Genomic DNA, 15,171 nt, shown 5'->3' with positions numbered 1-15,171 from the left:
CTTAATAAATAGTTGAAATGGGGTGTATCTTTGAACTTTCCACAATTAAAAATAGGCCATATGGTGCCAGAGGTTCCAATCATTCAAGGTGGTATGGGTGTAGGGATTTCTTTAAGTCGGCTCGCATCTGCAGTTGCGAACGCCGGAGGAATCGGGATCATATCAGGGACGGGTATTACTGTAGATGAGATGAGATCACATATTAGGAAGGCTAAGGAAAACATAAACAATTCAGGATATATTGGGGTAAACGTTCTCTTCTCCATGAATGACTTTGCTGAAAAGATGAAAGCAGCCATTGAGGAAAGAGTGGATTTCATTATATCAGGTGCCGGAATTTCAAGAGATATGTATGCATGGGGCAAAGAAGCCGGCATCCCCGTCATCTCGATTGTATCTTCAGCGAAACTTGCTAAGCTATCAGAACGACTTGGTGCTTCCGCAGTTGTTGTAGAGGGCCATGAAGCCGGTGGACACCTTGGTACTGATAGGCCGTTGTTTGATATATTACCGGAAGTGGTAAAAGCGGTTAAAATTCCGGTCATTGCTGCTGGAGGAATTTTAACTGGAGAAGATCTCGCACGCGCATTAAGTCTGGGAGCTTCTGGAGTACAAATGGGAACGAGGTTTGTGGCTAGTGAAGAGTGCGACGCACCGTTATCATTTAAAGAAAAATATGTACATGCCAAACATGAAGACACTCTTTTGGTAAAAACAACTGTTGGTCTCCAGGGTCGTGCAATAAAAAACCATTTCACTGAACTTATTTCAGACGATAAAAAGATAAAAATTAAAAAGTGCATTGATTGCTTGAAAAATTGTTCTTATCGTTTTTGTACGCTAGATTCTTTGATCACTTCTAAGAATGGAGATTGCGAAAATGGCTTAGTTTTCGCAGGTTCAAGAGTACATGAAATTAAAGATATTTTACCAGTTAAAACAATCATCGATAATATCATGAGAGAATATAAAACTTGTATATGACAACTATGGATAATATTTTCTAAAGAATATGAACCCCTTAATTAACAAGGGGTTCAACAAACTTCAAAATTTATATTTAAACCCACATTCAAGCCATCAATAACCTTACGTTCATCTCCTTGTGCCACTACTACACGCTTACATATTAGTGTAAAGTATACGACTAATACTGCAAATTAAGATTATTAAATTATAAACAATCATTTTCAATTGAACCCATACATATGAATATTAAGATTGTAGTTACTTTTTAGAAATACACAAAAGGATGTGTCCGCATGAGAATTTATGTGGCTAAAAATGGTGATACCCTTATAAAAATATCTGAAACATATAAAATTGAGCTTAATAAATTACTAATGTATAATCCACACATTTCAAATCAACTGATGAACATTGCTGGCTATAAAGTATATATCCCTTCTCCACCAAGTTTAGCAACAGTTAAATCACCTATTGGTGAGTGTACATTGTCTCCTCCTTCTGACCCCCTCTCCTCTTGGATTCCACTTACATCTTTAGAACAAATGACTGATACTGATTATGACGTGCTTATCGTAGGGTCTGGTGCAGGAGGTGGAGCTGTACTTAGGAGATTAGCTGAACATTGGAGAAATAGCGGAAAAAAGGTAGGGATGATTGAAGCGGGAAACCTCTTACTCCCGACTCATGCAAGGAATATCCCAACGATGAATGATCCACGCTTCACTCAATATTTTCATACCGCTTCCAAATGGACCGGTAAATACCTACCTGATTTCCCCGGTGCAAGACAGCTTTTTGCTTTAGGGGGGAGAACGTTATTTTGGGGAATGTCTGCTCCTAGAATGGACCGTTCTGAGATTTTAAAATGGCCGATCTCCCTTAAAGAAATGAATTATTACTATGAAATTGCTGAAAAAGTTATGAGGGTAACGACTGCGTATATGGAGGGATCTTCGCTTCAAGAAAAATTGTTAAAACGCCTCCATGAAAACGGGTTCCCGGAAGCAGCAGATGTTCCTACACCGGTTGATCTTCAGGTCACGAAATATGGAGAAATACATTCCGATGTATTTTGGAGTTCTATCTCAACTCTTGCTTATGCTTTAAATCGCATGCCTTTTGATTTAGCTATTAATGCCCGTGCGGTAGAATTGCTCGTCGAACAAAACAGGGCAGCCGGTGTAAAGGTAATGTCCCCTAATAAAAAGTCATATGTTCTAAAAGCAAAAACAATTGTCTTATCTGGGAGTACATTTGAAACCCCCCGACTACTGCTTCACTCAAGAATAAAGGGAAGAGCTATTGGTCATTATTTAACGAATCACTCCTTGCTCTTGGCAACGGCCAAAGTGAACCGACAAGAATTTCCAGAAGTACTCGGTACACTTAGTATATTTATTCCACAAACAACTAAACGTCTCTACCAAATTCAAATGGGTGGCCCTGGAGGAGCCGACCAATGGTACCTTTGGTATCCGCAGTATGAAGAAAAACCCTTACTCGATGAATTATTAATTGGTATCAGTGCGTTCGGCAAAGTTGAATCACGCTTTGAAAATTATGTCACACTAGACCCACACGAACGAGATCAATATGGAGTACCTAAACTAAACGTTAACTTTTCTTATAGCCAACAAGATACAGTAATCATTGAACAAATGGCGGAGACTTTACATGAAGTTTCTTCTGCGATGAATGCTACCTTAGTTGCGAGAAACGGTCAACATCCCATTTGTCTTATGCCTCCGGGAAGTGATTATCACGAGGCAGGAACCTGTCGAATGGGGAGTAATCCATTCTCTTCAGTTACGAATCCGTATGGTCAAGTTCATGGCATAGACGGACTATATGTAGCTGATAATAGTATCTTTCCTTCAATGGGGGCAGCTAATCCTACATTAACAACTGTTGCTTTATCTATAAGAACAGCTGATTATATTGCAAGCAAACATAATTAAATTTTTAATAAATCAGATTTGGATCTTCAAACCGATTTTGAAGTTATACGCGGAGACGACTCATAACTTTAATTCTACTCGAATCTAATTTCCGTACCCCTTTTCTATAACATAACTTAATAGAAAGAGAGAACAATGCCATCTATCGAATGTTCTCTCTCCAATTTATCTTATTAATAAGAATTTGTTATTTCATATCCCTATACATGATTTAATTCAATGCTATTACATTTGTTTACTTAACCAAAAAAACATGCTTACTAATTGGGCTAATCTAGCAACTTTTTCTGAAAATCTAACCTTTGCTGCGCGTTACCCTTAATAATAATATCTACACCACTATCAATATTGCTTTCAACTTTTTCTCCCTTGATGACTTTCATTGCTGCTTCAACGCTCAAATATCCCATATCATAAGGATTTTGTGCTACTGTTCCAGGTAATTCTCCTTCTTCTACCAATTCAATCATATCATTTATACCATCTGCGCCAATGACCGGCATATGGAGATCATGTTCTTTCAAACTCTCAAAAGCACCTAATGCCATGATATCAGTTACAGCATATACACCTTTAACATCAGAATGATTGTATAAAATTGTTTCCATCACTTCTTTTATCACGTTTGTTTCGTTTGGTAAATCTATTTTTTCTACAGCTATACCGATTCCTATATCCTCAAGGCTTTTTTTAGCTCCATTTACCCTATCATTTGAAATAGAGTGGTTCATATCACCTGCAATTATAGCCACTCTATCTCCAGGCTGAAGTTGAGAAGCTAATAACATTCCGCCTACTCTTCCTAATTCGAAATTATTCGTACCTATGTACGAGATTTTATTTTCCCAAGATTCATCTGAATCAACTAGCAATACAGGGATACTTTTTTTATGAAATTCCTTCAAAATAGGGATAACGTTGGAGTTCATAGGAGCAACAATTAATGCATCTGGATTTTGTTCAAGAGTGTCATGTAACATATACTCCTGTAAAACTACTTCAGAATCAACTCTCGGTGCAATCACTTTGCCATTTACACCAAAATCTTGAAATCCTTTCTCTGCTCCAGCTTTTAAAAGTTGCCAATATTGTGTATCTAAATCTTTTATTACAACTACGATTGTAGGTTTTTCATTACCTAATGCCTTTGACAGAAAAAAAACTAAGGTGACTGCTACGACTAGAAGATATAATAGAATAGACCTATTCTTTAACATTAAAGCCTCCCTTTTGCATATAAGTACAATGTTATGTTTCATTAGTTTTGGAGCTTATATGAATATGTATTTTATATGGTATCGGTTCCACATAAGGCCAAAACAATTCCTTTCCTGTTGGTATATAGCAAAAATTCTGTGTTTTCATTCTACTTTCCTTTCTAATAGATTGTCAATACAATCTCGTATTATACTCAAGAAGCCTACGACCGATTTTCTCATTGAACAAAAGTGCTGCAGCTACATAGACATGTGTTGTAAGTATTTCCTCTTCTATATCGATGTTGTGGGGTTGTCCCAAGCAATGAGCGGGAAGGCTACAACGTTTAAAAAGCCTAGAGAGGAGAGATTTTCTCCTCTCTAAGCAAAAAGCGAACGAAGCCCATACCGTATCTTTTTTTCGGCTTTTAAGACAGCTCCTCCTTTCTACGCTTTTAAATAGAATAAGCCATCGTCGACATTAACCCTAACTCAGATTGAGTCGTATCTAATCTACTATACTGAACGATAATTGGAACAAAACTCTCCACCTCAATCGCATAAGGCACATCTACAGGAATATATTTTCCATCTTTATTTAGGGAAGATGTACGAATATGCTTGGTGCGCTTCCCTGATACGATATACTTCATTCTTTCTATAGGAGGCTGATCCTTGAAATAAGTCGTTATCGTTAGATCCGCACTTTCCTCATAGCAATTCAGTACACATATTGATTCATGACTAATTAAATTTACGTTACTAACAGATGGGATATAGCCGTCTGGAATGAACCAATGCTTTTGACCTATTGTTACGCTCATATTAAAATCACCTTTCTTATTTATCATCAACAATCAAATAATAAGCCTTAACCGGCCCATGAACCCCAACAACTAAATTCATTTCAATATCTGCACTGTTACTTGGCCCAGAAATAAAGTTAATACAAGAGGGAACTGTTCCTTTCTCTTGTTGCATTTGGTGAATATAACTAGTCGCTTGTGTCATCCGTGGCACAAGCGTGCTCTTTGGAATAATCGCAATATAAAAGGTTGGCAGTAAACTAACTGATCTGCCTTTCCCTTTATCACTTAATAAGACAACGGTGCCAGATTCAGCTAATGTCATATCCGCAAATGTAATTCCGATATCTGCTCTTTCAGCAATCTTCACATTTTCATCTGCAATACTAGGATCCCATTTATGCACATCAATTCCTTTAGCGGAAGCCTGTTCAAAATAGGTATCTAATTCATACTCCTTAAACCTTGGATCATTCCAGCTTACAATCGACTTAGCGTTCCAGTCGTCTACCACTCTTTCTAAAACCTTTTGAAGGGATTCGTTCGTCACTACTTCTACTTGTGTATGAATGTTCTTGCATTGTTCTTTTAATCTTTCAACCAATTGATCCTGACTTAACCCTTTAAACACATCATGCTGTGGCTGATGCTTCCACTTCGGTCTGGCGACAGGTACAGTTTTTCTTTCACGCCCTAGACTTTTCGCTACTTGGTCTAGAAACCGATCTTTGTTTTGAATGCTTCCAGTTGTCATGACTTGTCGCCGCCTTTCTCACGTTTTTTGTACCATTCTCTAAAGCTCTGTTTACTTGGCTCTGGAAAATCTCGAATATCCGTCCATGGCTTAATTGGCCCTGGTCCTTTCTTAATTTTCCCTTTGCTTACAAGCTGCCCCATCATCGTTGGGGCAGCTTTTGAACCAAGGCTGAAAAGCTTAGGAGAACTGGCAGCTAAAGAAAAACCTCTCATGGCCAGTTTCTCGCCAAAGCCTGCTCTTCCTTGCTCTTCCACAATGTTCCTGCGATGTTTGATGAGTAAATCATGTAGAGGTATTTTAACTGGACATGCTTCCGTACACGCACCGCATAAACTAGACGCATAAGGCAATTCCTTGTAATCATCATAGCCGCCAAGTAATGGAGAAAGCACAGCACCAATTGGCCCTGGATAAATAGAACCATAAGAATGCCCGCCCACATGACGATAAATAGGACAAACATTAATACAGGCTGCACAACGAATGCATTGCAGGACAGACTGGAATTCTGTTCCTAATATATTAGAACGGCCATTATCAACAATGACGAGATGAAATTCCTCCGGTCCATCAACATCTCCTTCTTCTTTTGGCCCTGTTAATCCAGTAATATAACTTGTGAGTTTTTGCCCAACTGCACTTCGGCAAAGCATGCTAACTAAAATATCTAATTCTTCCCAAGTAGGCACGATCCTTTCCATGCCCATAACCGTTATTTGCGTTTTAGGTAACGTTGTTGCAAGTCTAGCATTCCCTTCATTTGTCACAAGCGAGATGGCACCTGATTCTGCAACGGCAAAGTTACAGCCAGTAATTCCAATATCTGCAGATAAAAATTCGCCACGTAATTGTTCTCTAGCAAACCAGGCAAGTTCCTCTGGCTTAGAAGATTTTGAGTAGCCTTTTTTGTCTTTAAATGTCTCCCTTATTTGATCCTTATTTTTGTGTAAGGCAGGAGCAACAATATGAGACGGTGGATCATGGTCATCAATTTGAAGGATGTATTCCCCTAAGTCAGATTCTATGACTTCACAACCAGCTGCTTCTAACGCTTCATTCATACTGATCTCTTCAGTTACCATTGATTTTGATTTGATGACCTTTTTGGCTTCCTTTTGCTTGGCAATCTTTGTAATATATTCATTTGCTTCTTCCACTGTTTGCGCAAAAAAGACATGTCCTCCTCTTTTCATCACATTTTCGGAAAGTTGATCTAAATAATAGTCTAGGTTCTCTAACGTATGTTGACGTATCTCTTCAGATAATGAGCGCCACTCTTCCCAATTTCCTAACTCTTCCTGCGCATCTAGTTTTCTACCTTTTAGTCTTTCCTGTGCAGAAACCATCGCAGTTCGCATAAAATCATTGTTAATTCCCTTGTCGACTCGATCAAAAAATTTATCCTCACTGATTTTCATAGACACTAATAATCACCACCTTTTATTGTTTGCTGTTTAATACTTGAGCGATATGCATGACCTTAATAGGCTTTCCCTGACGTTCAATTCTTCCACCAATATTCATCAAACACCCACAGTCGGCTCCAATTAAAACTTCTGCTTCCGTCTCTTCGATATGCTCAATTTTCTCATTGACCATCTGCTCTGAAATCGGCATCATCTTTACTGAAAACGTTCCTCCGAAGCCACAGCATGTCTCTTTATTTGGAAGACTGGCAAACTCTAATCCTTCTACATTTTCTAATAATTTCATAGGAGCATCCTTTACCCCTAAAAGGCGTGTCATATGGCAGGATGTATGGTACGTTGCTTTCTTATTGAAAACAGCTCCAATATCATCTTTCTTTAACACATCTACAAGAAATTGCGTAAATTCAAACGTCTTTTTTGCTAATGTATTCGCTTTTTCTTTCCAAGTTGGGTCATCTTCAAACAAATGGCTGTATTCATGAATCATAGCCCCGCAAGAGCCTGAAGGAGTCACAACATAGTCAGCATGCTCAAATGTTCGAATCATATGTTTGGCAACGTCCTTTGTTTCTTTGTGATAGCCGCTGTTATATGCTGGTTGACCACAGCATGTTTGCGCTTGTGGAAAATCGACTTCACAGCCATTTTTCTCAAGAATTTCAATAACATCTTTGCCGACACCGGGGTAAAACACATCAGCTAAGCACGTTACAAATAAAGATACTTTCATTGTTTTCCCCTCATTTCAGAGATTTAGTGAGGTTATTTACAAAGGTAACAATACCATTTGTCATAAACCTTACGAGCGAATCATTCGAATTCCAAGATCTAAAAATTCTTCAATCTACTCCTGACCTTTATTCCAGTTATTATAGTATGGATTGCATGAATCGTTCCAACTCGTGAAACCAAACTTTGTATGATCTGCTAGCAAGTAAATTTCATCAGATATGTCAATCATTTTCTTTACCATAATTATCTCCGGTGTAATATTTATTTTCTTCTGAAACAAATATAACGTTTTTTGTTTATTTTTGTATATACCTTTGTTTTGTTTAACAAATAAAAAAGATGACTATAAATAGAGCGATCCTCTAGCATTCAAATTTTCTCACCTTTTGTTTTTGTTTATGTTTTTCATTAATTCCAATACCGCTATCAACCTGTGTTTTAATTTTAGATTTATTAAGGAAACCTTTTTAAAAAACAAAGAGGCCTTTACTTGTAACACAAGTAAAGACCAATAACGGGCAGTTATATTCGTTAACTAAAATGGCTACGCGTTAATTTAGGAACATACAATGATAAAAAAATGGAACGTCCAAAACTAAACAAAACAAAAGCCAACCAAATTCCATGCTGTTGATAAATAGGTACGAATAACCAGATTGCTAATAAAAATAAGATTAATGCGAGAGTAATGGAGTCTCTTACAGACTTTGCCTCTGTAGCCCCTGCAAAAATCCCCTCTAACTGCAATCCCCAAAATCCAACAAACGGGAATATGAGCAGCCAGATTAAAAGATCGTTAGCAACGATCCTTACATCAAGTATCGTTGTGAATAATGCAACGATTGGTTCACCAAATAAAAGGATAACAAAAAACAATACAAAGGCTGAACCAAATCCCCATTGTCCAGATAAAGAAAATGCACGTTTATAAAGTGAGAAGTTCTTTCCTCCTACCGCTCTTCCAACAAGAATACTTGTTGCATTGGCAAAACCACCAAATAAATAAGCCATGATGTAATGGATTTGAAGTAAAATTGCATTAGCTGCTAGTGTTATTTCACCCATACTTGCACCTTTTGCTGTAAAAACTCCAGTCATAATCAATAAACAAACAGTCCGTAAGAAAAAGTCTCTATTCACGTTCAACATCTTTATTAGAGGTTTAGACACTAGTACCATTTGTAGATTTAAGTGTGAGAACTTTCCCCTATTTGCATGAATAATTACCCACGCTCCAAACAATACAGCACTGATTTCAGATATGACTGTTGCATAAGCTACTCCGCTAACTCCCATCCCTAATCCTAAAACAAACACAATATCTAAAAGGATATTCAATAGATTCATTGTAATTTGAATAGCTACAGCTAACCGAACCTTCCCCATACCTATCAGCCAGCCAATCATCACATAGCTTAATAGAATAAAGGGCGCTCCCCATATTCTGATTGAAAAATAAGTAGCAGCAAAACTTGATACCTCTGCGCCGCCTCCAAATAATTGTAAAGCTACTTGCAATATAGGTTGCTGCAAGATGATGAAAAGCAAGCCAAAGATAACGGCCATAATCATTGGTCGCAGGAAAGATAAAAGCATCTCGTTTTGATTGTTTGCTCCTTCTGCTTGTGCCGTAAATCCACTCGTACTTACTCTCAGAAAGCCAAGTAACCAATACATCGTATTAAAAATGACGGCTCCAATCGCTACTCCACCTAGAGCAGCCGGATTAGGTATTTGTCCAACTACAGCTGTATCAACCGCACCTAATATCGGAGTCGAAATCCCAGAAATAATAAGTGGGACTGCGAGCACTAAGTATTCCCTATGGGTGAAAGGCTTCGTTTTCTCTAATTCTAATGATTGTGATGTAGCTAGCTTCATACGCTTCTCCTTTTATCTCTCTCAATCTGTCTATCGTTCCTTCTCTTATTCAATCTTTGCTGCTTGAATCAAAGCCTTCGTATAAGGATGACGTCCCTCATCATATATTTCTGACAACTCGAATTGATCGACAATGGAACCATCTTTAAGAACCATCACCTTATCACACAAAAAAGAAACCGCCCTAATATCATGAGAAATAAAAAGAATGGTCATGTTCGTTTTTTGCTGCAGCTCTTTTAATAAACGCAGAATTTGTACTTGCACTGTAACATCTAAGCTTGCTGTAGGTTCATCGCAAACAAGGAGAGATGGTTCAATACTTATGGCTCTTGCGATACTAACTCGTTGTTTTTGTCCGCCACTTAATTCTCCCGGATAACGATCCACCATTTCTTTATCTAATCCAACTATCTCTAATAGCTCTTGCGCTATTTCCTTTCTTGAGAGGCCTTCTACTTGAAGAAAAGAGGGAGTGATTTCCTTAAAGTTATCTAATGGCTCAAGTAAACTTTTCCAAATGGGCAATTTAGGATTCAACGTACTTGTCGAATCTTGAAAGACCATTTGGACACTTTTCCGAAACTGCCGTAAATCAGAACGTTTCCTCGGGGCTATTGTTTTACCATGGTAGATGATGCTGCCTTCTTTATAAGTTTCCAATCCTAATAAAATTCTTCCTAACGTACTTTTCCCACTACCACTTTCCCCTACAATTCCTATGCATTCCCCTTCATTAACACGAAAGGAAATATGATTCAATGCTTGAACCTGTTTGAAATATTGTTTAGAAAGACCTTTTACAACTAAACTCATACAGACATCACTCTTTCTGTTACTAACGTTTCTCCAGGAAGAGCGAGTAAACAAGAACACAGCTTTTTGGTATAAGGATGTTGGTGATGACAACGTATTTGTTCCGGTAGTCCTTCTTCAACGATTTCGCCTTGATTCATGACATACATTCGGTCCGTCCGCTTATAGGCTTGAGCAAGATCGTGAGTAATCATTAAGACTGCACAACCAGTTTCTTTGCGAACTTCATCAATATAATGCAATACCTTTTCACCATTCATCACATCTAGTGCCGTTGTCATTTCGTCACATATTAATAATGAAGGCTTTAGCGAAATAGCCGTTGCAATCGAAGCACGCTGCAATTGTCCGCCACTTAATTGAAATGGATAACTCAGGTAGACTCGTTTTGAATCTAAGCCCATTTCATCAAGAACTTGCAGAGCTATGTTTTGTGCCTCTTTCTTTCGAATCTTTTGATGCGTACAAATGGTTTCAACCATTTGCTTTCCTATTTTAATGAATGGAGTAAAGCTCCCACGATAATCTTGAAAGATCATACCAATTTCATTTCCTAAAAGTTGACGATGCTCTTCTGTAGAAATCTTTACTACGTCGCTATTTTTAAAAAGAATCCGACCATTTATATTCATTCCATGTGGAAGAAGACCCATGATGGCTCTAGCTGTTAAACTTTTTCCACTGCCACTTTCACCGATGAGACCGACAACCTCCCCTTTATTCACCTCAATATGGACGTTTCTTAAAAGAGTTTTTTCACCGTCTCTTATCTGAATATGCAAATCTTGAATAGATAGTAGAGACTCGCTCACAAACCATCCCTCCCTTTCCGAATATCAAAATGACTTTTCAATCCATCTCCTAATAAGTTACAACATAAAACCGTTAACATAATCGCAAGTCCTGGGTAGATCATTAAAGAAGGGACTACTTGAAAATATCCTCGTCCATCATTAAGCATCGCTCCCCATTCTGGAAGTGGTGGTTGTGCTCCAAGACCGATATAGGACAAAGCTGAAATGAGTAATATCACTTTTCCGACATCAATCGCAGCCATGACAATTATGTCTGGCATAACTTGCGGCATTAAGTGCATACGAATCGTTTTGAACGAACTTGAATAAGAAACCTTTGAAACGAGTACATACTCCTTTTCTTTTTCGGCAAGAACTAAACCACGAACTACACGAGCATAGACAATCCACTTTACTAAAGCAATGGCAATAATAATATTGGTTAGACTAGGTCCTAAAATACCAGCAATAGCAATAGCTAAAATAAAATCAGGAAAAGCTAAAATACCGTCTATGATTCTCATAAAAAACGCATCTAATTTCCCTCCAATATAACCAGAAAGAAGCCCGATCGGAACACCAATACAAATGGCTATGCCAATAGCAAACAGCCCTAACCCGATTGTCAGCTTGGCACCATATATAATTCTTGAAAACACGTCACGACCGAGTTGATCTGTACCAAGCCAGTGTTCAGAAGATGATCCTTGTAACCTATTACTCATATCAATCTGAAAGGGATCATAAGGAACAAGAGCTCCCCCAAAAAACGTAACACCTGCAAGAAAGAGCGCTAGGATGGTCCCTATAGTCATATTAGGATTACGGATCAGTTGAGAGGTTTTCACAAATGCTGGTTCCATTACCCTACCTCCTTTCCTTGCTTTATTTGTGGGTTAATCATTAAGTACATGACATCAACAACAAGATTTGATATCACAACTAAAAATCCGACTATAATAATGTAGCCTTGAATCACAGGATAATCACGCTGCATCACGGCATTTACAATCAACTCCCCCATTCCTGGCCAGGAAAAGAGAATCTCAATGACCGTTATTCCTCCAAGCAGACTGCCAATGCTTAATCCAAACATTGTGACTAGAGGAATGAGACTGCCTCTAAGAGCATGAAAAAGTAGGATCCGCCCTTTCCGTAACCCTCTTGCTTTTGCCGCTTCAATATACGAGCTCTGCAATGTAGCAATAAGCCTTTCTCGTAATAACCGAATATACATTGGCGCCATAGCAATTCCTAGTGTAACAGATGGCAAAACAAAATGAGCCAATGTCCCTGTTCCCATAACAGGTAAAAGGTTAAATTTTAAAGAAAAAACATAAATCAACAACAACCCTAGCCAAAAGCTTGGAATAGAAGCTCCCAGCATGGCTATCCATCTACTCACAAAATCCGGCCAGCGACCTTCATAAACAGCTCCTAGCACTCCTAACGGAACTGAAATGATAAAGAGAACGACCATACCTCCAATCGATAAAGCAACAGTCGCTGGCAATTTGCTCATAATCATCTCAATTACTGGCCTTTTAGCAATGATCGATTCTCCTAAATCAAATTGAGCAATATTCCAAAGCCATTGACCGTATTGAACTAAAATCGGTTGATCAAAGCCATATTCTTTCATTAATCTCTCTTCTTCCATGGTTGTTGATATCACATCGTCTACTTTTAGGATCGCTCTAATTGGATCACCCGGTGTGATTTTCATCAATAAAAAAGTCACCAAAGAGAGCACTAAGATCATGATGATTAATTGGACGAATCTTGAACCGATAATCGACAAAACCCTCATCTTTTCTTCACCTGCCATATTCTCATAAACTAACAAGAAAAGTGAAAGTGTCCTTAAAAAGGCACTTTCACTTTTCCACTATTCTACATCGATTGTATTTGTAATTAGGTAATACTCCTCAGAGCCTGGGCTCCAGTTTTTAACACGTTCATTAACTCCCACAATTATGTGAGGATATAAAATAAATGATTGTGGAACTTCTTCCTGAATGATTTCAACCGCCTGCTTTTGCAAGGCAACTCGTTCATCAAAGTTTGCTATTATATTTAACCGTTGTGTTAATTCATTTAGTTCTGGAATATTAATTTGCCCTGGATTCAAAGACCCCTCTGGTAAGTAGGCAACATTTAAGAAATATCCACCGTCTCCCCTAGGAGCTGTTAGCATCGAGTACGTCGCTAGGTCCCATTCATCTTGTTGATCCCATAAATAACTATCAATATTTTCAACTGTTACAATATTAATCTCTATTCCAATATTTGCCGCTTCCGCTTGCAAGTATTGCGCCATTAAAGGTAGTTCAGGTCTTCCTTGAAATGTTGCCAATGTTAATGTAAGAGACTCTCCATCTTTTTCTAATTTCCCATTTTCATTTTTCTCATATCCAGCCTGTTTCAATAAAGCTTCTGCTTGAGTTGGATCGTAACTTTCTGGCTCTTCATTACTCGCGAATGCAAAATCAGGGTTGAACGGTCCATTTGCAGCTGTTGCATGTCCATTCATGATTTCACTTACTGCGACGTCACGGTTTATAAGTAGATCGATCGCTTTTCGAACGTGTACGTCTTGTAAGGCAGGTTTTGCTGCATTATACAGAATGAAATGAGCTCGCAAACTCGACACCGACTCAACACGAAGGTTATCATTAGCTTCAACTGGATCTAACGTCTCAGGAGGCAAATGATAGGCTATGTCAGCTTCACCTGATTGAAGAGCAAGAGCACGAACATTTCCGTCAGAATTATACTTGATTGTCACTTCATCTAAATTTGCCGCTCCATCCCAGTAATTATCATATCTTTCAAGCTTAATTTCTGTTTCAGACGTAAAATCAACTACTTGGAATGGACCTGTCGCTATCGGTTGTTCACTAATGTTTTCTGCATCAACCTTGATAATAGAAGCATTTGTATGTACCAATTCTGAGACAAATGCCGGGTACTCTTCAGTGGTAGTAAACATAATCTCCTGTCCGCTTGCTTCCATTGTTTCAATTTTTAGATTGGATGCAAGTGCGTCGTTGACTTCCATCAGACGCTCAAACGAAGCTTTTACCGCTTCTGCATTAACTGCGGTTCCATCATGGAATGTGACTCCCTCTCTAATTGTAAACGTCCATGTTCTATCATCGGTTTGTTCCCAAGATTCTGCTACCCATGGCTTGATGTCTAAATCTTTATCTACTTTCACTAACGTCTCTGCAATTCCTGCACGTACACCCATCCAGTCTTGATGTGGATCTATTGTTGTAGATGCAAAGCTAAACAATAGCGTTACTGACTTATCCCCTGCTTCAGAAGAAATTTCACTTTCCCCTTGCGAACTAGTATCCTCCCCTGAGTTATTACACCCCGTAACAAAAGCAAGAATCATAGCAAAAACGAGATACATCATTAATTGTTTTTGAAACATTACTCCACTCCCTTTTTTTAACCACATTTACATATAATAACACAAATCGTAACGATTATTATTTCCACTCACTTAATTTACTTCAAGCAATAACTGAATGTCAATCATAAATCGTAACCATTATGAAATATTTTCTAGTTTAAGTTAGATTCTATTAATGGTTTTTTCATAGATCAGCAAAAAAGTTGTCCCAAAGGTTTATTGACCTTTTAGGACAACTTCAAACAATGATTAGCCGTACGGAATTTCTTCTTTTCCTCTTTAAGTCACTTTGGAAACATATTTGCTTGAGCTGGGATATCTTCATTTCACCAAAAAATTCTTTCCGCCTTCTTTATAAATCAGCTGTAAATTGTCTAAGGTTTTTCATAATATTATTCTTCCAGACTA

The 15,171-nt window shown here is 38.1% G+C and carries 14 protein-coding genes; 2 read left to right on the top strand and 12 right to left on the bottom strand.

Going from position 1 to position 15,171, the window contains the following annotated elements; all coding sequences use genetic code 11:
• Positions 1–12: 12 nt before the first annotated feature.
• Positions 13–984 (top strand): NAD(P)H-dependent flavin oxidoreductase, encoded by a 972-nt coding sequence (locus AC1FXP_RS19280; RefSeq protein WP_480063616.1) that lies wholly within the window; start codon positions 13–15, stop codon positions 982–984.
• 278 nt (positions 985–1,262) lie between these two features.
• Positions 1,263–2,927, top strand: a complete 1,665-nt coding sequence (locus AC1FXP_RS19275; protein ID WP_480063615.1) for a GMC oxidoreductase — start codon at positions 1,263–1,265, stop codon at positions 2,925–2,927.
• A gap of 269 nt (positions 2,928–3,196) precedes the next feature.
• Here AC1FXP_RS19275 and AC1FXP_RS19270 read toward each other — a convergent pair whose 3' ends face one another.
• The 12 genes from AC1FXP_RS19270 to nikA all read right to left on the bottom strand — a co-directional run bounded on the left by AC1FXP_RS19270 (position 3,197) and on the right by nikA (position 14,781).
• The gene (locus AC1FXP_RS19270; RefSeq protein WP_480063614.1) at positions 3,197–4,144 is read right to left on the bottom strand and encodes a sugar ABC transporter substrate-binding protein; all 948 of its coding nucleotides are present in this window, start codon (positions 4,142–4,144) and stop codon (positions 3,197–3,199) included.
• Positions 4,145–4,578: 434 nt separating this feature from the next.
• Positions 4,579–4,947 (bottom strand): sensory rhodopsin transducer, encoded by a 369-nt coding sequence (locus AC1FXP_RS19265; protein ID WP_480063613.1) that lies wholly within the window; start codon positions 4,945–4,947, stop codon positions 4,579–4,581.
• Between the two features lie 16 nt (positions 4,948–4,963).
• A complete protein-coding gene (locus tag AC1FXP_RS19260) occupies positions 4,964–5,683 on the bottom strand; it encodes a LutC/YkgG family protein (protein ID WP_480063612.1) in 720 nt (239 codons plus the stop codon).
• Positions 5,680–7,110, bottom strand: coding sequence for a LutB/LldF family L-lactate oxidation iron-sulfur protein (locus AC1FXP_RS19255; protein WP_480063611.1), 1,431 nt, complete (start codon positions 7,108–7,110; stop codon positions 5,680–5,682). The genes AC1FXP_RS19260 and AC1FXP_RS19255 overlap by 4 nt, the downstream gene beginning before the upstream one ends.
• A gap of 16 nt (positions 7,111–7,126) precedes the next feature.
• On the bottom strand, positions 7,127–7,846 hold the full coding sequence (locus AC1FXP_RS19250) for a (Fe-S)-binding protein (protein WP_480063610.1): 720 nt from the start codon (positions 7,844–7,846) through the stop codon (positions 7,127–7,129).
• Positions 7,847–7,960: 114 nt separating this feature from the next.
• Positions 7,961–8,089 (bottom strand): hypothetical protein, encoded by a 129-nt coding sequence (locus AC1FXP_RS19245; RefSeq protein ID WP_480063609.1) that lies wholly within the window; start codon positions 8,087–8,089, stop codon positions 7,961–7,963.
• Between the two features lie 290 nt (positions 8,090–8,379).
• Positions 8,380–9,729, bottom strand: coding sequence for an MATE family efflux transporter (locus tag AC1FXP_RS19240; RefSeq protein ID WP_480063608.1), 1,350 nt, complete (start codon positions 9,727–9,729; stop codon positions 8,380–8,382).
• A 45-nt stretch (positions 9,730–9,774) separates the two neighbouring features.
• Positions 9,775–10,545, bottom strand: a complete 771-nt coding sequence (locus AC1FXP_RS19235) for an ABC transporter ATP-binding protein (protein WP_480063607.1) — start codon at positions 10,543–10,545, stop codon at positions 9,775–9,777.
• Entirely contained in the window at positions 10,542–11,357 is an 816-nt protein-coding gene (locus AC1FXP_RS19230) for an ABC transporter ATP-binding protein (RefSeq protein WP_480063606.1), read from the bottom strand. The genes AC1FXP_RS19235 and AC1FXP_RS19230 overlap by 4 nt, the downstream gene beginning before the upstream one ends.
• Positions 11,354–12,202 carry a nickel transporter permease gene (gene nikC / locus AC1FXP_RS19225; RefSeq protein ID WP_480063605.1) on the bottom strand — a complete coding sequence of 283 codons (849 nt, stop codon included), beginning with the start codon at positions 12,200–12,202 and terminating at the stop codon, positions 11,354–11,356. Before nikC ends, AC1FXP_RS19230 begins: the two co-directional genes overlap by 4 nt.
• Positions 12,202–13,149: a nickel ABC transporter permease gene (nikB, locus tag AC1FXP_RS19220; RefSeq protein ID WP_480063603.1), complete on the bottom strand. Its 948-nt coding sequence runs from the start codon at positions 13,147–13,149 to the stop codon at positions 12,202–12,204. Before nikB ends, nikC begins: the two co-directional genes overlap by 1 nt.
• A 78-nt stretch (positions 13,150–13,227) precedes the next feature.
• A complete protein-coding gene (gene nikA, locus AC1FXP_RS19215; protein ID WP_480063602.1) occupies positions 13,228–14,781 on the bottom strand; it encodes a nickel ABC transporter substrate-binding protein in 1,554 nt (517 codons plus the stop codon).
• Positions 14,782–15,171: the final 390 nt, after the last annotated feature.

The organism is Halalkalibacter sp. HAAS-P013, assembly GCF_056619925.1.
This window is presented reverse-complemented; position numbering and strand designations above follow the sequence as displayed.